Annotated in this window: 14 protein-coding genes and 5 pseudogenes; 5 read left to right on the forward strand and 14 right to left on the reverse strand. The window is 36.7% G+C overall.

Features of this window, described 5'->3' with window-relative positions; all coding sequences use genetic code 11:
• Window positions 1-93: 93 nt before the first annotated feature.
• The 9 genes and pseudogenes from EXS92_RS00005 to EXS92_RS00045 all read right to left on the reverse strand — a co-directional run.
• Window positions 94-846 (reverse strand): annotated as a pseudogene (locus EXS92_RS00005) (hypothetical protein); the annotation flags it as partial.
• 10 nt (window positions 847-856) lie between these two features.
• Window positions 857-1,620: pseudogene (locus EXS92_RS00010) on the reverse strand (hypothetical protein).
• Window positions 1,621-1,677: 57 nt separating this feature from the next.
• A pseudogene (locus tag EXS92_RS00015) lies at window positions 1,678-2,160 on the reverse strand (R.Pab1 family restriction endonuclease); the annotation flags it as partial.
• Window positions 2,147-3,139, reverse strand: a complete 993-nt coding sequence (locus EXS92_RS00020) for an adenine methyltransferase (RefSeq protein ID WP_165515527.1) — start codon at window positions 3,137-3,139, stop codon at window positions 2,147-2,149. The pseudogene EXS92_RS00015 and the gene EXS92_RS00020, both read right to left, overlap by 14 nt.
• A gap of 45 nt (window positions 3,140-3,184) precedes the next feature.
• Entirely contained in the window at window positions 3,185-5,506 is a 2,322-nt protein-coding gene (gyrB, locus tag EXS92_RS00025; RefSeq protein WP_165515024.1) for a DNA topoisomerase (ATP-hydrolyzing) subunit B, read from the reverse strand.
• A 12-nt stretch (window positions 5,507-5,518) separates the two neighbouring features.
• The gene (dnaN, locus tag EXS92_RS00030; RefSeq protein ID WP_165515026.1) at window positions 5,519-6,643 is read right to left on the reverse strand and encodes a DNA polymerase III subunit beta; all 1,125 of its coding nucleotides are present in this window, start codon (window positions 6,641-6,643) and stop codon (window positions 5,519-5,521) included.
• 57 nt (window positions 6,644-6,700) lie between these two features.
• On the reverse strand, window positions 6,701-7,768 hold the full coding sequence (locus EXS92_RS00035) for a phospholipase A (RefSeq protein WP_165515028.1): 1,068 nt from the start codon (window positions 7,766-7,768) through the stop codon (window positions 6,701-6,703).
• Window positions 7,769-7,782: 14 nt separating this feature from the next.
• The gene (locus EXS92_RS00040; protein ID WP_165515030.1) at window positions 7,783-9,111 is read right to left on the reverse strand and encodes a sodium-dependent transporter; all 1,329 of its coding nucleotides are present in this window, start codon (window positions 9,109-9,111) and stop codon (window positions 7,783-7,785) included.
• 10 nt (window positions 9,112-9,121) lie between these two features.
• Window positions 9,122-10,450: a sodium-dependent transporter gene (locus EXS92_RS00045; protein ID WP_033763531.1), complete on the reverse strand. Its 1,329-nt coding sequence runs from the start codon at window positions 10,448-10,450 to the stop codon at window positions 9,122-9,124.
• 229 nt (window positions 10,451-10,679) lie between these two features.
• Here EXS92_RS00045 and ybgC point away from each other — a divergent pair, with 229 nt between their 5' ends.
• Together ybgC and EXS92_RS00055 are read left to right on the forward strand one after the other, a co-directional pair.
• Window positions 10,680-11,081, forward strand: coding sequence for an acyl-CoA thioesterase YbgC (gene ybgC / locus EXS92_RS00050; protein ID WP_001203777.1), 402 nt, complete (start codon window positions 10,680-10,682; stop codon window positions 11,079-11,081).
• On the forward strand, window positions 11,071-11,331 hold the full coding sequence (locus EXS92_RS00055) for an HP0495 family protein (protein ID WP_165515032.1): 261 nt from the start codon (window positions 11,071-11,073) through the stop codon (window positions 11,329-11,331). The genes ybgC and EXS92_RS00055 overlap by 11 nt, the downstream gene beginning before the upstream one ends.
• On the opposite strand, the gene murD is transcribed toward EXS92_RS00055, so the two are convergent.
• A complete protein-coding gene (gene murD / locus EXS92_RS00060; RefSeq protein ID WP_165515035.1) occupies window positions 11,328-12,596 on the reverse strand; it encodes a UDP-N-acetylmuramoyl-L-alanine--D-glutamate ligase in 1,269 nt (422 codons plus the stop codon). The two genes, EXS92_RS00055 and murD, sit on opposite strands and share 4 nt — an antisense overlap.
• A 1-nt stretch (window position 12,597) precedes the next feature.
• Window positions 12,598-13,659 carry a phospho-N-acetylmuramoyl-pentapeptide-transferase gene (mraY, locus tag EXS92_RS00065; RefSeq protein WP_165508436.1) on the reverse strand — a complete coding sequence of 354 codons (1,062 nt, stop codon included), beginning with the start codon at window positions 13,657-13,659 and terminating at the stop codon, window positions 12,598-12,600.
• A 115-nt stretch (window positions 13,660-13,774) separates the two neighbouring features.
• On the opposite strand from mraY, the gene EXS92_RS00070 reads away from it, so the two are divergent.
• The 3 genes from EXS92_RS00070 (at window position 13,775) to EXS92_RS00080 (ending at window position 16,195) form a co-directional block, all read left to right on the forward strand.
• Window positions 13,775-14,611 carry an HpaA family protein gene (locus tag EXS92_RS00070; RefSeq protein WP_165515036.1) on the forward strand — a complete coding sequence of 279 codons (837 nt, stop codon included), beginning with the start codon at window positions 13,775-13,777 and terminating at the stop codon, window positions 14,609-14,611.
• A 99-nt stretch (window positions 14,612-14,710) separates the two neighbouring features.
• Window positions 14,711-14,899, forward strand: a complete 189-nt coding sequence (gene rpmB / locus EXS92_RS00075) for a 50S ribosomal protein L28 (protein ID WP_001118998.1) — start codon at window positions 14,711-14,713, stop codon at window positions 14,897-14,899.
• Between the two features lie 159 nt (window positions 14,900-15,058).
• The gene (locus tag EXS92_RS00080) at window positions 15,059-16,195 is read left to right on the forward strand and encodes a potassium channel family protein (RefSeq protein ID WP_165515037.1); all 1,137 of its coding nucleotides are present in this window, start codon (window positions 15,059-15,061) and stop codon (window positions 16,193-16,195) included.
• 293 nt (window positions 16,196-16,488) lie between these two features.
• Here EXS92_RS00080 and EXS92_RS00085 read toward each other — a convergent pair.
• From EXS92_RS00085 to hofD, 3 genes and pseudogenes are all read right to left on the reverse strand, one after another.
• Window positions 16,489-16,973 (reverse strand): annotated as a pseudogene (locus tag EXS92_RS00085) (hypothetical protein).
• 31 nt (window positions 16,974-17,004) lie between these two features.
• Window positions 17,005-17,832: pseudogene (locus tag EXS92_RS00090) on the reverse strand (PBECR3 domain-containing polyvalent protein); the annotation flags it as partial.
• A 399-nt stretch (window positions 17,833-18,231) separates the two neighbouring features.
• Complete coding sequence (gene hofD / locus EXS92_RS00095; RefSeq protein WP_165515038.1) at window positions 18,232-19,674, reverse strand: outer membrane beta-barrel protein HofD; 1,443 nt, start codon at window positions 19,672-19,674, stop codon at window positions 18,232-18,234.
• Between the last annotated feature and the right edge of the window lies 1 nt (window position 19,675).

The following is a 19,675-nucleotide window of genomic DNA, read 5'->3' on the forward strand; positions in this document are numbered from 1 at the left end:
CCTGTGCTAGATACGAATGTATGGGGATATTATACCACGAATTGGTAGCATTCATCCCAAACGCTAAAGACGATTGGGATTTCTGCTTGGGTGGTTAAATTGCCCATTACAGCTTAATAGAATACTTTCATAAGCATTGAGCTTTCTTAATTGCAAATAACTCATGCTATCAATAATGCTTTCACTCAAAACAATATTTTTAACCAGCTTTAAATCCTTAGGGGCCAGCATTTCTATACCTTTTTCCCCCTTATTTAAGGCATTGAGCGGTCTGTTTAATACTTGATTATTTAAGCTAGTCATAGGATTTTCTAAGCGTCTAGTGTAAGAAATGATTTTATTAGAATGGCTATTTTTAGAATATAAGAAGTTAGGTACACACATATTGTTATGCTTGTCTCTTTTTAAAGAGTGGTTATAGGCTAAAAAAAGATTACCATTAAGCTCTCTTTTTTCTAACATTTTGGAATTGGTTAAATCATAAAGTTCAAATTGATTGAATTTATCAATAATTTTTTGTTGCTCTTTAAATTTATCTGCTTCTTTACTAGTTAGTTTAGAGGCATTTTCTTTTATGGTATCGTCGTTTATGATTAAACCTTGCGTAAAACCCATTAAATCTAAATTTCTGTTCTTACAGAAATTGATAATATTGCCACTATCAGCTTTATTGTTGCAGTTTAAATAAAACCATTGAAAATTAGCATTTTGTCTTACAAGAAGCTTTTCATTGCTATTACTATAAACTTTCCAAATTTTAGTGCTTTTTTGTGCGTTCAATCTATAACCATTTCTTTCTAAAAGGCTATCTAGTGGTAAGTGTATAGCGTTCTTTACATAAGCCATAATCAAGCCTTCATGCGCATCCTCTTAAATCTTTAGATTTAACGCTCAATCTATTAAAAGCTCTTTGCAAATTTTTCAATACAATAGCTTTTTGATAAGGACATTTGTTACTAGGTAGCGCTTTTTTACTCAAGTTTTTATAATTAAGCGTAAAAATTGTCTGTGTGTCATTCAAAGGGTTAAAACTAAAAAGTAAGTCGTTAAATTGTCTGAATTTACTAAAAACAATCTCTTTAAGCTCGCAAATTTGATTATTAACTCTATACTTCACGCTTTTTAGCCTTTGTGTGTTCTTTTGTAAAAAGTTAATAATTTTTAAAAAAAAAGGGAAGGGAGTGTGTTTTTATTGAATTTGCTCCCTTGAAACTCCTTATTTTTTGTGAAGTCTTTTAAATAGATATACACATAGCCTGGCTTATTTTTCACCGCTTCAATTAACCTTTGAGCTTCCAAATCATTGATTGCGTTTCTTAAAGACCTATCTACACACTGATGCACTTGCGTGTAATAGTGCCTACTTAATGCAATTTTATTGCTTTTTGAACTTATTGCAAGCTCACAAAGCTCTCTGTAAAGCCTTCTAGCACCAACCCCACCAAATAAAGTGCTATAAAACCTATCTTCAACAACTTTTCTAAAGATTTCTACATTAACATCTGGATAGTTTTGGAAATAAAATTGTTGTGTCTTTTTGGAAAATTTAACATTGTCTAAAAACATTTCTTGGCACTCTTTAGAATTTAAGTGCAGTTTAGGGATTTTAAAAAACTTCATAAACTTCCTTTAAAAAGAAGCTTAGATAAGAGTTTTATAAATAATTACATTCTCTTAAGAATGAATGAGTAAGGGATAAGAGATGCGTGAAAGTTCAAAATCCATGCCCCCAAATTGATGCGATCTAAATCTTTCTCTTGTAATCGTGAAATTATATTCTATAAATTGTTTTTGTTTTTCTAAATATTTTAAAGTATTTTCTAAATTTTCTAAACTGATTAAACCCAATCGCTTAGCGTAATAAATCATTTCGCTCAATTCATAAAGAGTCTTTACTTTATTATTAGCCCCTAAAAAATGATATTTTTCATCTTTTAGGGTAGTGAGCTCCAATTTTTCTTTGTCTTTAATGGGGACATCATAACCGATCTGCCACTCTACATAATGTTTTAAACTAAAAGGGATTTTTCTAGTCGCTGTTGAAATACCATAATCGCTAAAGGCATGTCTGATTTTCACACGCGCTTTGCCTGAAATTGAAGTTAAAGGAACAGAAACCTCAATCACTTTTTTATCACCACTAACTTTAATCAAACTCACAAGGGTGTCCTTGAAACAATTTTTTAAAATATTCTAAACGCACTCTTTTATCTTTTAAAAAAGCGTCTTTAATTTCTAAAAAAGCAAAATGATCGATAATAATATCCAAATTACCAAAATAATACGGGATTTTAGGAGCGATTTCCTTAAAATAATGGATATATTGGTAATAAATCAATTTATCTTGACTGATTCGCACCGCATTTTCGCTTGGCGCGTTTAAAAAAGTCTTGTTGCGTTTGAGAGCGTTAATGTCTCGCATAGGGAAAAAATAGCCTACGCATGCACCAACCTTTTTAGCGTTAGGGTATTTATCCACATAATTGGCTATATAATCAAAATCGTTTAAGCATAGCGTTGTATCGCAATCAGTTGGAAAAATAAAACGCCTAATCTCTGCATAGTCCATTCGCCCTCGCTCATATAAAGCTATCACAATAGGAAATTTGTTACTTTTAGTGAAAGATTTAGAAGAAACAACCAAAGCGTCTAAAAGCCTGTAATGATCCTTAAATAGCTTTAATTGCTTAAAATTAGCTTCTTTGATGAGATAAGATAAAGGATGTAACACGCAAATAAACGCCGGCTTTAAAATTGCAAAAGATTTTAAAAAACTTATCCCTAAATCTCGGGATTTCAAATGATGGTCTATCTCAAAATGAAAGTTTTTATCTTTTAATTTTTGTTTGGCAAAAGAAGTTCTATCGTTATAGGGGGGATTTCCCACGATAATTAAAGGCTCATCTTGGCTAATGCCATAATTTTTTCTTTTAGGATTAACTAGAGCGTTTATCATTAAAGCACCACACTTAGGGTCAATATCCGCTTCTATTTTTTTAGGGTGGTGGAGTTTTAAAAACTCTTTATTGCCACATGCGGTGTCTAAAAGCGTGTATTTTTCAATACCAACATGCTTTTTTAAAAGCTTGTAAGCGCAATCCACTAAATAAGGGGGCGTGTAATAAGCCCCTAAATTCACGCTCTCTTGCTTGGTTAAATGTTTAGGGGTTCTAATCAAAATCCCTTACACATCTAGCTGTTTCACGTCTTTAGCATGCGCTTGGATAAAGGCTCTTCTAGGCTCTACTTCATCGCCCATGCAAAGCGAAAAGACTGCATCGGTTTTTTCCAAATCTTCAATTTTGAGTTTGATTAAGCTGCGGTTTTCTTTATGCATGGTCGTTTCCCATAAATCATTAGGGTTCATCTCGCCTAGCCCCTTATAGCGCTGGATATTCGCTCCCTTTTTAGCGTAATTTTCCACTTCTTCTAAAAACGCCAAAATATCCTTATTTTCTAAGAAATCTAAATTATACTCCATAAGCTTTTGGTAAGTGTAATTCGCTTCTTCAAACAACACTTCTTTAAAAAGGTTGTCATCTAGGTTAAATTCCACCAAGCCTTTAGGGGTTTGCGCATGCAAATGCAAGCTTTCTTCAGTAGCAAAAGAGCGTAAGATCTGATAATTCAAGCCCTCTAATTTTTCCAAAATGTTTCTTTCTAAAACTTTCATATCAAAGCTTAAAGCGTCCTTAGTTTCAATGAGAAAGCGTAAAATTTCTAGCAAATTGTAGCGTTTTTCTAATTCCAAAAGCGCGTAGCGGTAATGGCGCGCCACTTTTAACAAATTCATCAAATCGTTCTTGCCAATCCCTTCAATATCCACCGAATTGATGCCATGCTCAATTAAAAAATGATCCAAAGCGACGCTGTCTTTAAGATAAATTTCTGTTTTGCCTTTCTTGTATTTATAAAGAGGGGCTTGAGCGATATAAACATGCCCTTGCTCAATCAGCGGGCGTAAATAACGATAGAAAAAAGTCATCAGCAAGGTTTGGATATGGCTCCCATCCACATCAGCATCGGTCATGATAATGATTTTATGATAGCGCAATCTTTCTATATCAAAACTCTCTTGAATTCCGCACCCAAAAGCCGTGATCATGTTTTTAATTTCTTCTGATTTTAGGATTTTTGACAAATGGCTTTTTTCCACATTTAAAATCTTACCTTTTAAGGGCAAGATCGCTTGGAAAACCCTATCGCGCCCTTGTTTAGCGCTCCCGCCCGCGCTATCGCCCTCCACTAAAAAGATTTCACTCTCTAAGGGGTCTTTACTCTGGCAATCGGCTAATTTTCCAGGCAAAGTGCCGACACTCAAATTATCTTTTTTCCTTGTAAGCTCTCTGGCTTTCTTGCTGGCTTCTCTGGCTTTTGCAGCTAGTAGGGCTTTATTGGCAATGATTTTGGCTTCGTTAGGGTTTTCTTCTAAAAATTGGTGGATTTTATCATAGACTAATTTTGAAACCAACGCGCGCGCATACGAACTACCGAGTTTGGATTTAGTCTGCCCTTCAAATAAAGGCTCGCTCATTTTCAAGCTCACAACCGCAATCAAGCCCTCTTTAATGTCCTCAGAGATGGGGCGCGATTCTCTTGTCTTAATGTTTTCATCAATATATTGTAAAATCGCCTTAGACAAGCCCATTTTAAAGCCCGCTTCATGCGTGCCGCCATCAGAAGTTTTGATGTTATTCACAAAGCTTAAAGTGTTTTCATTGTAATCATCAGCATACGCTAGAGCGACTTCTATAGAAGTGCGCGTTTCTTCATCCATGCTTTTAAACGAAATAACAGGGGTGAGCAATTCTTTTTTAGCGCTGTCTTTAACGAATTGTTTCAAGCCGTCTTCATAGAAATAAGTCTCTTGCAACTGGGTTTTTTCTTCTTTGAAAGAAATTTTTAAGCCGTCGTTAAGATACGCCATTTCTTTGAAGCGTTTTTGTAAAATACCCGCTTGAAATTCAACGACTTCCATCACGCTCTCATCAGGGAAAAATTCAATAGTCGTGCCGCTTTCTTTAGCGCTTTTGGTTTTGCCAATGATTTCAAGCTCGCTAATGGGGATACCCTTTTCAAACTCTTGGCGATAGATTTGACCCTCTTTTTTAATGGTCATAATCAAGCGTTTGCTCAAAGCGTTCACAACCGAAACGCCCACGCCATGCAAACCGCCTGAAACTTTATAAGTATCATTATCAAACTTGCCCCCCGCATGCAAAATCGTTAAAACCACGGTGCAAGCGGGGATTTTTTCCGTGGGGTGAATGTCTACAGGAATGCCTCGCCCGTTATCTTCTACAATGCATGAACCCTCATCAGTCAAAGTGATATTAATCGTATCGCAAAAACCCGCCATGCTCTCATCTACAGCGTTATCCACGACTTCATACACCATGTGGTGTAACCCGCCTATATTGGTATCGCCAATATACATTCCAGGGCGTTTCCTAACCCCCTCTAAGCCTTTTAAAACCTTAATACTATGGCTCTGGTAATTTTGCATTCAAATCAGCCTTTATAGTGTGATTGGCATCATCAAAGTGGAAATTTTAGCACTCAAGTGGCTTTGTTTTTCATCAAGAGGCTCTTGGATCAAAAAAGGCGAAGAAGGTTCATTGCATTTTAAAACAAATTGCGTTGTCCCCAAAGCGTTCAAGGCTTCAAGGAAAAATTTAGCGTTCACGCCCAAATGAAAGGCTTTTTCAATATCCAAACCTTTTTCAATCTCAACAGAGGTTTTAGCCGTTTCGCTATGCTCAGAATCTAAAGATTCAAACAAAGCGTTGTTTTTTTCTAAAGTGAGTTTAATGGTGGAGCTTAAAGAACTGCACAACTTAATGCTCTCTTTAAATTCTTCCTTACCTAAAGTGAAAGAAGAAGTGTATTCTTTGGGGAGGATTTTTTGATAATCAGGGTAATTCCCATCAATGAGCTTGGTGAAAAAAGTGTGCGTTTCGTTTTCAACCACCGCTAATATGCCGTCGCTTTTAAAACTGAAATTTTCATAAAAAAGCTTAAGGATTTCTAATAAAGCCCTTTTAGGTAAAATGCAAGAGATGTCTTCTTCAGTGGAATGGATAGAGATTTTTTCTAACTGCGTGTAAGAGAGCCGTTTGGTATCCGTGCCTACCACTGAAAGGGTTTGATGTTTTTGATTGAATTGCATTAAAATACCGGCTAATTCCCTTTTATGGCTGGTTTGCTCAATCACAGGAGCGATCTTTTTAAACGCATCTGTTAAAAAGGGGGCATTGACTTCTAAACTCACTTTTGGCTCAATAACAGGGAATTCAGGGAACTCATCAGCGTCAAACATGGGGAGTTTGAAAGAGCTTTTATTTTGTTTGATCACCAAGCTGTCATCTTTAGTCTCTAAAATAATATTAGAATCTTTTAAACATGAGATAATATCCAAAAACTTTTTCCCGTTGATCGTGCCAACGCCCTCTTTATCGCTAGATTGCGTAAAAATATAGCTTTTTAGCCCAATATCTGAATCGCTAGCTTTCAAAAAAAGCTTATCTTTAATGACTTCTAAATGGATGTGTGAAGCGATAGAAGAAGCGTCCTTTTTATCCAAAAAAGCTTGCAAGTAGCGCAAAGCATTTTCTAAATCGTTTTTACTAACACTGATTTTCATAGCTAAAATAATCCCCTTGAATTTTTGGTCTTAATTATAGCATAAAAGAACGCTTTTTTAAGGGTTTAAGCGTATTCCTACCCCTATACGATTGGAAAAAACATCGTATTCATACAAGCCATCGCCATAGCCGTTAAACCACTGCGCATAAATCCCCACAAAAGGGTTAATGCGATAGGTATAGCCTAAGCGGAAAGCTCCATGCCAACGATCATAACGCCAGTATTGCGTGAAAATATCATAAAGTTGCAATTCAAAATGATGGCGCCCTCTCCTGTAATCAATTTTAGCGTTACCATACCCCATGTAATCAATCAAATTAGGGTTGGATTGATCATAAGGGACATAGGGCCAATAAGCGACCATGATTTTCAAGCCTCCCTTTTCCCACACCAAACGAAACACAGGGCGTTGCCCCGCGCTCACCGAACGACACCCCCCCCAACGCACATCTTTTTGCCCGTTATAATCTTTAACGATTACAGGTTGTCCTGGAAACTGGTTTTCAGGATTGCCTTCTTTATTAAAAGGTTGGTAACATTGCACGCCTCCCACGCCATTAGAAATGTGCTGCCAACCTATCCAAATCTCAGAAAATTTCCCTATTTTACCCCCAAAAGGTTCAAAATTAATAGGATAAACATAAATGAGTTCAGGCATGAAATTAATCATTCGCATGGGGGCGGATTGAGGGTTATTGTAAATTTGAAACCAGTTAGTTTGGGTATAAGCCAAATAAAGCGTGCCTTTAGTCCAAAGAATATGCCTAAATACAGGCACTCTAAAACTAATTTGGAACTTAAACTCATTGCGTTGATACGGGTTAATATTGGGGTGGTACCATTGAAAAATGGGGGTGAAACTATGATAAAAAGGCAGAAAATAAGTGCCTAGATAATCCATCATGTTTAAATATTTTTTAGCAAAATCCACCCAAGAATGTTCTTTGGGGGCTTTTTGTGGAGGGAGATACCAGGCATTAGATAAATCGTTTTGCGTTTTAATAATGTGCAAATCCTGTTTGCGCAAATAGTAGTTATAATCCACCTTAAAATTATCTTGTGAAAATTTTTTGCTTTCTAACTGACAAACTACAAAAATCATAAAGAGCAAAATGCCTTTCATCAAGCATCCTTATTTCACTTAAATTGCAAGATGAAAATCGCTAAAATCACTACAGGCGCGATAAAACGAACGCTAAAATGCCACGCTTTAAAAGCGTTTGCGTTAAAGAAATGCTTCGTGGCTAAAAAAGAGCGCTTTTTATTTAAAATCCATCCTACAAACAAGACTGAAAACAAGCCTCCCAAAGGCATTAAAAATGAAGAAGTGATGAAATCCAGCCACCCAAACACGCTCTTATGAGCAAAACTCAAAAACTTAGCGTATCGTTCATTCATAGAAAGAATGACTAAAACGCCCAAAACATACACAACAATCCCTATCCATAGCGACGCTTGAGTGCGCGAAAAATTAAAACGATTGATTAAATAAAGCACTAAAGGCTCTATCAAAGAAACCGTAGAAGTGATCCCGGCAAAAACAAGCGCCATAAAGAAAAAGAGCGAAACGATCTGCCCACTGATTCCCATTTTAGCGAAAGTTAAAGGCAAGGAAATAAAAACAAGCCCCGGCCCTTGAGACACATCTGCATGGTATTCAAACACAAAGGTGAAAATCATCACACCGGCAATGAGAGAAATTAAAATACCCGGTAAAACAATAAATAAAGAGCTTTTGAATAAATTTTCTTTTTTGGGCGTGAAAGCCGAATAAGTAATGATCGTGCCTACCCCCAAACTCAAAGAAAAGAACATCTGCCCTAAAGCGTCCATAACAACCTTAAAATCAATCTTTTGAATCTCAAAATTAAATAAAAAGCGCAAAGCCTTAGGCATGCTTTCTAAAGTCATCGCATAGATTAAAAGCCCTATAAAAATCACAAACAATAAGGGCATCAGCACGACATTTAATTTTTCAATCCCCTCTTCAATCCCCCTAGAAACAAACCATATTGTCGGCAATAAGCATGCACTAAAGCCAATAACAGGCCAGATTAAACTGCCATTTTGGAGCATGCTAAATTGCATTTTGGCTTGCTCTAAATCTTTAGGCAAATCAAAAGTTACTACAAAAAGATAGTAGAGCACCCAGCCTAACACCACCGCATAAAAAGATAAAATGAAAGGGCCGCCTAAAATAAAAAAAGAAGTGAAAGGGTAATATTTTTTCCTTTTAGGATCTAGTATTTGATAATTAGAAACAACGTCTTTTTTACCCAAATTCCCAATCAGCATTTCCACTAAAAGCATAGCAATGCCTAAACTCAAGGTTAGCACCAGATATAAAAGCACAAACGCACTCCCCCCATTATGACCTACCATATAGGGAAAGCGCCAAATATGCCCTAAACCGATAGAGCTACCCAAAGTGGCTAAAATAAAGCCTAATTTAGAAAATTTTCCCATGCCAAATGTTTTAATAAATCTTGCTCAACCAAATAGAAAACACAATTAAAGGGGTGATATATTTAAGCAAGAAATACCAAGTTGCAAACAATTTAGGGCCTAAAAAGTGTGTGCTCAAGAGACGCAATTTTTCTTTTTTCAAAACCCAGCCCATAAAAATAAAGGTTGCCATCCCGCCTAAAGGCATGATAATGGTGCTTGAGGCAAAATCCAACCAATCAAAAAGACTTTTTTCAAAGAAAGTGAGGTAATCTTTATAATCCTTATGGAGCGAGAAAATCAACACCACGCCTACCACAAAAATTAGCGCTACAAGACCCCAGGTAACCTTAAAACGAGAGTATTGATACTTTTCGGTAAGATACATCACGCTTGGTTCTAATAAAGCCACCGTAGAAGTGATGCCAGCAAAAGCGAGCGCGAGCAAGAAAAGAATTGAAACAAGAACGCCTATCGCTCCCATTTGGCCAAAAACCACCGGTAAAGAAGTGAAAATTAACCCTGTGCCTTGTGAGACATTCGCCCCATATTCAAACACAAAAGTGAAAATCATAAGCCCTGCCACAAGAGAAATTAAAATCCCTGATAAAACCACCCAAATCGTGCTTTTAAGCAAATTCTGCGTTTTATCCGTAACCGCAGCATAAGTGATATTGATCCCTAAACCGATGCTTAAAGAAAAGAAAACCTGCCCCAAGGAATAAGTGAACACTTGAGAAGTCAAATCTTTTGGCTTGAAATCAAACATGAAATGGAAAGCTTTAGAAAAAGAATCCATGCTCATCGCATAGAAAAGCAAACCAAAAAAAGTGGCAAAGAGTAAGGGCATTAAAACCAAATTGAGCTTTTCAATGCCTTCTTTAATCCCCCTAGAAACAATCCATCCGGTTATGAATAAAACGCTAAAAAGCCCAATGGATTGTAACCCTATAGACTGCAAAGTTTGAGTAAAAATTTGTTCAGATTCTTGGATATTGTTAGGCAAATTAAAACTAACACTCACCAAATAATAAAGCACCCAGCCTAAAATAGTGCCATAAAAAGTCAGTATTAAAGGTCCAGAAATAAGCAAAAGCCCTGCGTATTTCCAGCGTTTTTTGGGGTTAATGTCAAGCTCTTTAAAAGCTTCTATTACATTTTTTTGCGTGCTTTGTCCTAGTAACATTTCAGCGATAAACATTGCCGCGCCAACGCTTAAGGATAAAAATAAAAATAATAAAACAAAAGCACCCCCACCGCTCACCCCAGTCATATAGGGGAAACGCCAAATATGCCCTAAACCTATCGCACTCCCTAATGCGGCTAAAACAAATCCTAATTTAGAAAAATGATTACCCATTCTTAACTACAAAACTCCTTGTCAATGATTAAAATTAAGGGGCTATGTCCTTAATCGTCCAACTATTGCTGTATTAGTTTTTTAAAATCCTTAAAGATCTTAAGATTTAAGGAAAAACCCGCTTCAAAAATACCTAAAAATTATAAAGCAACGCCCCTAGATTATACTATAGTTAAGTTACATATTGTATAATTTTAAGAAAATTTCATTATTTAAGTAAGGGGAATTAATGCGCTGTAGGGTATATTACGAAGATACCGACTCTGAAGGCGTGGTCTATCATGCGAATTATTTGAAATATTGCGAAAGGGCTAGGAGCGAGTTTTTTTTTAAAAAAAATGTCTTGCCAGAAAATGAAGAAGGCGTGTTTGTTATCCGCTCTATCAAAGCGGATTTTTTCACTCCTGCGAGTTTGGGACAAGTCTTAGAAATAAGAACGCAAATTAAAGAATTAAGAAAGGTTTTTGTGGTGCTTTTTCAAGAAATTTATTGTATCCAAAACGCTTCTTTAGAGCCTATGAAGCCTTTTAAAGTCTTTGCTTCAGAAATCAAGTTTGGCTTTGTCAATCGCTCTACATACAGCCCTATTGCCATTCCTAAATTGTTTAAGGAGCTGTTCAATGCCGTCTGATTCAAAAAAACCCACCATTATTTACCCTTGTCTTTGGGATTATAGGGTGATTATGACCACTAAAGATACAAGTGCGTTAAAAGAGCTTTTAGAAACCTACCAACGCCCCTTTAAATTGGAATTTAAAAACACTTCTAAAAACGCTAAATTTTATAGCTTCAATGTTTCTATGGAAGTTTCAAACGAAGAAGAACGGAACGAGATTTTTCAAAAAATTTCACAATTAGAGGTTGTGGTGCATGCGCTTTAATCTTTTAAAACAAACGCCTTAAATTTTTCACCCCTTTCTTTATACGAAGAGAATTGATCCAAACTGGCTGCGCTGGGTGAAAGCAAAGCGATTTCATTTTGCAATAAAACGCTTTTAATTTTTTGAACCGCTTTTTCTAACTCCAAACAAACCTGACAAGAAACATTAAATTCTAACGCTAAGGCTTGGATGATGAAAGCGCTTGATCCTATGGCATAAAGGCTTACTTTATAGTTTTTAAACTCTTCAAAAAGGGGGGTTAAATTGACCCCTTTAATATCGCCCCCTACAATCAAATGGATTTTTTGGTTTTTAAAGGTTTTTAGGGCTTGCAAGGTGGCATCAATGTTTGTGGCCTTGCTGTCATCTACCCACAAACGCCCTTGTTTATCCCTAAATTCTTCCATTTTATGCGAGCCGATTTTAAAAGCGTTCAGTCTTTTAAGGGCGTTTTCTCTATAATCTTGCCATTTTAAATTCTTTATTTTTAAAAATTGCTCATAAACTAAAAGGGCTAAAGCCGCATCTAATAAAAACGCTCCCTTAAAAAAAAGAGCGTTAGAAGGGATTTTTAAACGCTCTAAAACCTCTTCGCTTGTGTCAAAAAAGATTTTTTGCGCTTGCGAGTTTTGAATAATAGGGTGTTCTTTGAATTTTAAAGGGAGAATAGCGAGCGAAGTTTTAGGCATCAATGTTAAAACCTTGAGTTTAGCGTCCAAATAATTTTCAAAATTGCAATGCCAAGTCAAATGATCAGCTTCCACATTGATGAGCAAGTAGATTAAAGGGTAAGCCTTGTTCGTGTAATGCAAAGAAAAAGAGCTTGTTTCTAACACCCACAAGGGCGATTGCTTTTCAAACAATTCAATCAGGGGCGTGCCGATATTCCCCCCACTCACAGCCTTAAAATCTTCTAAAAGCATGGTGATCATTTCTGTCGTGGTGGTTTTCCCGTTAGTGCCGCTAACACTTATTATAGTAGGCGTGAAAGAGTGATCAAACAAGCTATCAATATAATCGTATTCGCTCACTAAATGCTTGGCTTTTATCACTAAAGGGTGCGTGAAACTAATGCCAGGGCTGACTATCTCTAGTTGGGAATCATTAGGGTTAAAATCCTTACTGGGATAGCAAAGAAAACCCTCGCTATCCTTATGAAATGAAGTGAATTGATCATCAAAAAATTTGACTTCGTTATGGTTTTTTTTAAAAAAACGCGCTAGGGCTAGAGTGGTTTTGCCATGCCCCAATAAAGAGATTTTCATTTTAACGCACCTTCAAGCTTAAAAGAGCGACTAAATTACTCAGCATAGAAATGATCCAAAAACGCACGATCACTTTATTTTCTGCCCAACCCTTTTGCTCAAAATGATGATGGATGGGTGCCATTAAAAAAAGGCGTTTTTTACGGGTTTTATAGCTCCCTACTTGCAAGATCACAGACAAAGTTTCTATTACAAAAATAGACCCCATTAAAACGAGTAAGATTTCATTGTGCGAAACAATAGCGTTATAAGCGATAAACCCCCCTAAAGCCAAACTCCCGCTATCGCCCATAAACACGCTTGCCGGGTTGCAGTTATACCACAAAAAGCCAAAGAGCGATCCCACTAACGCTAGCGAGACAACAAACAATTCCCCCACATCTATGACTTTAGGATAGAGCAAATATTTAGAAAATTCCGCATTCCCTGCCACATACACAAAGATAGAAAGGCTTAAGAGGGTGAAAATGCTAGGAACGCTCGCTAATCCGTCTAACCCGTCGGTTAAATTCACCGCATTGCTCGTGGATAAAAAAACCAACACCCAAAAACCAACCGCTAACACCGTGGGCATTTTAAACAAAGGGTTTTTCAAAAAAGGCGCGTATAAAAAAGTGTCTAACCCCTTAAGACTCAATAAAACAGACACCACAAGCGAAAGGACAAAAAGCATGCCAAATTTCATTTTCGCGCTCATTCCGGCGTTATTTTGTTGGTTGATTTTAGTGTAATCGTCTTTAAAACCTACAAAACTAAAGCCCACTAACACTACCATCCCTAACAGCACATAAAGATTACCCAAAGACGCGCACAACACGCTCGCAACAATGGTTGCAAAAACAAAAACAATCCCCCCCATTGTAGGGGTATCCTTTTTATTCTGGTGGCTTGGCACGAAGCTAGAAATGGGCTGGTTAGCCTTTTTAGCCTTGGCCCATAGAATGAATTTAGGCATTAAAAAAAGCGTGAGGAAAAAGGCTATGAAAAACCCTAACCCTGCTCTAAAGGTCAAATACTGGAAAAGATTGATATTAAAATAGCCATATAATAAAGAATAGAGCATAAAATCCCCTAAAATCGCCATGCTTGAAATTTAGAAAAAAGAAAATTGTAGCGCAAATTGATTTACTTAAAAATAGTATAATTATGGTTTCAATTTTTATTTTTAGGAGTCTTTTGTGGAGCGTTCGCTTATTTTTAAAAAAGTTAGAATTTATTCTAAAATGTTAGTGGCTTTAGGGCTTTCAGGCGTGTTGATCGGTTGTGCAATGAATCCAAGCGCTGAGACAAAAAAATCAAATGACGCCAAAAATCAAGTTCAAACTCATGAAAAAATACAAACAAGCTCTGAATATGTTACGCCGCTAGATTTTAATTATCCGATACATATTGTTCAAGCCCCACAAAACCACCATATTGTAGGTATTTTAGTGCCGCGCATTCAAGTGAGCGATAATCTAAAACCCTATATTGATAAGTTTCAAGACGCTTTAGCCAATCAAATCCAAACTATTTTTGAAAAAAGAGGCTATCAAGTGTTGCGTTTTCAAGATGAAAAAGCTTTGAATGCGCAAGATAAAAGAAAGATTTTTTGCGTTTTGGATTTGAAAGGGTGGGTAGGAATCTTAGAAGATTTGAAAATGAATTTAAAAGATCCCAATAATCCTAATTTAGACGCGCTAGTGGATCAAAGCTCAGGCTCTGTATGGTTTAATTTTTATGAGCCAGAAAGCAATCGTGTCGTCCATGATTTTGCTGTGGAAGTGGGAACTTTTCAAGCAATGACCTATACTTACAAACATAGTAATTCTGGAGGGCTTAATTCTTCAAACAGCATTATCCATGAAGATTTGGAAAAGAATAAAGAAGACGCGATACATAAGATTTTAAACAGAATGTATGCGGTTGTCATGAGAAAAGCTGTAACAGAACTTACAGAAGAAAATATCGCCAAATACAGAGACGCTATTGATAGAATGAAAGGCTTTAAAAGTTCTATGCCTCAAAAAAAGTAGTTCTTAAACGAACCATTTAAAAATTAGCCTTAAAATCAGCCTTTTTAAAGGCTAATTTAGGTATAGTGTCAAATTCATTTCAATATTTAAGGATACACAATGGCAAAAAGATGCGCTTTAACTTTTAAAGGGCCTATGATAGGCAATCATGTCAGTCATGCGAACAACAAAAATAAGCGTCGCTTACTCCCTAACTTGCGATCCATTAAGATCCAATTAGACGACGGCACGACTAAACGCATTAAGGTGGCTGCTTCCACTTTAAGAACCATGCGTAAAGGGGCTTAGCCGTTTAGGGTTTTTATAACATCTTTAAAAACCCTTAAAACTAAACTTCTTTATTAAGTTTATTAAGCATCAATTCTAGTGCGATTGGGTTTGATATTTTTAAGGGAGTTTAAAAATGGAACGCTTTCAAAAGAATTTATTTTGATCTAGGAATTGGTTTTGTTTGAAAAGTTGAAATTTTTTAAAATCAAAAAAGACGATGAAATTCAGCCAGAAGTCAATTTAAATTCTGAAATCTATGAGCAATTTAAGGTCTTTAGACTCCCGCTTATTTTAATCCAATTGCTCGTGCTTTTAGGCACTCTGGGATACTTCGCCCTAGAAAATTATAGCCTTATGCAAGCTTTTTTTCAAACGACTTACACCATGACAGCTACAGGGTTTGGCGCTTTAAATGAAAGCCAGTTTGGGCCTATAAGTATTTTTTTAACTTCCATTTTAATGTTTTTTGGGGCAGGAATCATTGCCTTTAGCGTGGCTATTTTAGTTAGCGTGGTCAATAAAGGCACGCTTACCCGATTGATTAAGGAGAAAGGTATGATTTATAAAATCGCGCGCCTTAAGGATCATTATGTGATTTGTTACCACAACGAATACACCATTGAATTGAGCAAGCAGTTCCGCTCCGCTCAAATCCCCTTTGTGGTCGTGGATAATGATCCTAATTTTGAAGGAGAAGCCATTAAGCACAAATACCCCTACTATATCATAGGCGATCCGCACACCAATTTAGCCATGCTGAAAACCCACTTAAGCAGCGCTAGGGGCGTTGTGGCTTTGTCTAAGATTTTACCGGTGAATGTGGCGTTAATGGTGAGCGTGCGCTTGTTTGAAAAGGAATTAAAGCGCAAACCTTACTACATCATTGCGAGTGCGCATAGCGATGAAGGCTTAGAAAAATTAAAAAAATTAGGGGCTGATATGGTGGTTTCCCCTACAAAACTCATGGCGCAGAGAGTGAGCGCTATGGCGGTGCGTCCGGATATGGAAAATATCTTAGAGCGCTTTATCAATAAAAAAGACACGCTTTTAGACTTAGAAGAAGTGATTGTCCCTAAAACCAGCTGGCTTGTGTTAAGGAAATTAAAAGAAGCCCATTTCAGAGAGATCGCTAAAGCGTTTGTGATTGGTATCACTCAAAAAGATGGCAAATACATCCCCATGCCTGATGGAGAAACGATCATTGCAAGCGAATCCAAGCTATTAATGGTTGGCACTTCAGAAGGCGTTGCAACCTGTAAGCAACTCATTGCCAACCATCAAAGACCCAAAGAAGTGGATTACATTTCATTGTGATTTCACACAGCCCTTTTTATAAAATAAAAAAGGTTTGGATCTCATCAAATATGGATAATAAAATCTAAAAAATGCTAAAAACATTTTTTGCAATCAATAGTAAAGGGCTTGAATTTAGTCAAAAAGGTTTTAATTATCCATGCTTGATGAGAACAGAGCCAAAATTTGAATGGATTTGACGCTTATTTTCTAACGCCCATAAGCCAATAAAAGTTGGTATTTTAACCCATTCAAACCTTTTAGCCCTCTTTACTCAAAGGATTATTGAAATTTTTCAAACCATGTAAGCTATTCTATGGTTGGCGTCCCATCATTGCATTGTAAGCCTTAACGCTTTTTTGAGTTTCTTGTTCTAAAAGCATTCTCGCTTCTTCAATAATTTGATTTTCTAGCTTTTTAACTTCGCTTTTGATGTTTTCAGTGTTAGCGTTTAAGGTGTTGGTTACTTCTTGCTCGTTCGCATGCTCGTATTGAAATCATTAAAAAAGTGCTCGTATTCTTTCATTTTCGCTTTTAAGCTTTCGCCGGCGTTACTCAGCCATTCAATGGAATTTCTTAAACTGCTATCAATTTCATTCGCATTTTTGAAAAAATCCAAACTCAAAAGCACCTCTAAAATCCTAACGATGCCTTTAAGGCTTAATTCCACTTGCTCAGTGAAAAGATGATTACCTTTTAAAGCGTTTTGTAATTGTTTTAACAATTCGTTAGTGATTTCTTTCACTTCTGGCTGTTCGGTTATTTCTAACATGCTATTAGGCAAATTAGGGTAATTCATTTTTTAATCCTTGACTTTTTCAAGTTTTTTAAGTATTGTTCTTTTCAGCACCACCATGGGAACTCAACCTATGGCGCACTTTCGCGTTAGCGTCGAGTGAGGTGCTTGAAAATTCTTTATAAACATCATTATTCTTATAATCTCCGTTACTCTTGAACATCGTTTTTAAAACTAATTCATTTTTCTTATTGACCGCTTGCTCTACCACTACCGCATAGCCATTGATTTGTTTAAACGCGCTTATAACTTCTTTATCCTCGTTGTCTAAAGTCCTAAGAATCGCATCAGCATTATTGACGATATACCTATAATTCGCTATATCATCGTAAGTAATAGGGCTTTCTCCATTTTTAACATTAACAGAATTAACGCCATTCCTTTTGAGTATGTGAGCGATAGCATCATGATCTAAACTCGCTCTTATGTTTTGCTTAAAGTTAGCGTCTTTTAAAAGTTCTAATTCTTTGTTAGAGGCTTTTTCTATAATCATTTTTTTGTTGTTTTTGTGTAGGAATTCAACGATTTCAGGGTTTAGGTTATTCACTCCAAAAGTGATCGCATCTCTCCCGCTTGTGGGGATTTCTGCGTTATTTAATAATTCTTTGATTTGCTCGTTAGTGAGTTTTTGATTAGAAAAATCAAACGCTTTCTCTTTGATTTCTTCGCTCGCTTGTTTGATTGAGTTACTAAGCTCTTCAATGATTTTAAGCGTGTTGTTGCTAAAGTGTGATTTTTGCGCGCTTAATTCTAAATTCTTACTAAATTCGCTTATGCTGTGGCTTCGTTCAAGCGCTCGTTTAATGTGATACTTTAAGGCCGCGCCTGCGGTGGCTTCGTTTAAAGCTTTGGGTAATTTCACACCTAAAATGCGATCGGGCGCGTTTCGGTATAAAGTCCCTAGCGTGAATTTAGTCCATTGATACTTTAACGCTCCGCTTAAAGTGGTCGCTAAACCTTGGCTTAAATTTTTCGTTGTGGCGGGCTTTAGGCTTAAAGCGATCTTAGAGTCGTTTTTGAAAAGCTTATGAAAACCGCTCGCTATATCAATGTATTCTTTAGCTTTAGGCGTGGTAAAAACATCGCTCTTAAACTCGTTTAGCTTGTTTAAAAACTGCACGGGGTGTGGTGTTTTGTTCTAGTGTATTAAATATTGAATAATAAAATTAAATAAGGCTTTTTGAGTATTGATATTTGATTGGAGCAGAGCCTTTCAATATTTTAAAAAGGCTAATCAAAAATATCCATTAAGGATAAAATGCTAGTAAATCCTAAAACCATAAGTAATGTTAAACATTATATGGCTCCTATCAGAATACACATTGTGCGTTAAAGGTTGCGTGCCAGGCCCATTAGGATCGACTGGAACATACATGCCACAATACCCAATACAATAGCCTTTTTTGGTGATATTGCCATAATATTCTAGTTTCAAATCCATTCTAATATTATATTTATTAGAAAAATAGCTCAAAAAGAGCGCGAGACTCCTTTCATCAGCCCTTGGGCTATCCGTCCAACGGCCTAAAATTTTCCAACTAAACCCCCTATACTGCGAGCCTACATACAAAAACCCGTTAATCACATCAGCGCCAACGATATTGTTAATTTCTGCGTCATAAATACTATTCGTCCAAATGTTATACCCTAGAGGGTCGCCATAAATACCTATATCACCATTAGCATTACCGATATTTTTATAGACACTGCCCCCAAATTGCCACTTGTTATAATAAAAACGAGTACGGAAGAAATAAGTTTGCCCGCTCTTGCCTAATGGCACTTGTTGGAAGAGGATAATATCATTTTGATTAGCCGGAGTGGCAAAAATGGGGAAAAACCCCACGAAAGTGCCTACAAAACGAAAACCTTTATTGTTAAAATTAGGGTTGGTGTCGTAAGTGATATTAATGCCTGGCGCATACATTCTTTGAAAGATCGCATAAAAATAAGGGTTGATTTTTAGGTTGTCTTTTTCGTATTTTAAATCAGCCACCATTAGAGCCTTACCGCTTGTATAGTAACGCCCAAAATACCAAAACCAGTCGCTTGATGCTGAAGCCCTAGCGTCTGAATACATCACCCTTAACCTGGTGTCTTTGTATTTGACAAAGCCTTCAACCCCTTGAGTGTAAGAAGTGAACCAATCATACTCTTCAGCATCATAGCGCCCCCCTTTCACGCCAAAACTGAATTTGTCTTTTTTGTAGTTGTAGCTCAAAAAAGCGTTATGCACCATGGCTAAACGAGGTTTTTGCACGTTTAAACCGCTATGCCCTGCATACCAGCCAATGTATTGCCAAAAGATACCCGCCCCAAAAGGATCCGTCCTAGAGCCGGGCTGGCCATTAGGGATATTATTGCCTTGATAGGCGGTAGAGTCATAAGGGAGCGCTGCCATCATAGCCCCCACTTCTGCCCTCAAGCCCTTGTATAACCCCATGCTCAAATTCAATTCGCCGAGTAAAGAAGTGTAACTACCTGTAGGATAAATGTCTTTAGAAGGCTGGTATCTTTGGTTGTTAAAGCCAAACTTAGTATAGCTGCTCACCTTTCCAACAATACTCATGTTAAATTTATAAGCTTGAAGTTTGGATAAAAAAAGACCAGAAAAAAGCAAAAAAAATAGAGTGCAAAGAAAATATTTCTTAATTTCCAAAACCCTAACTCCCAAAGATACTAAAAAAAATACAAAAAAAGGCATA

The sequence above is a fragment of the Helicobacter pylori genome (genome assembly GCF_011175115.1).
GTDB lineage: Bacteria > Campylobacterota > Campylobacteria > Campylobacterales > Helicobacteraceae > Helicobacter > Helicobacter pylori_DF.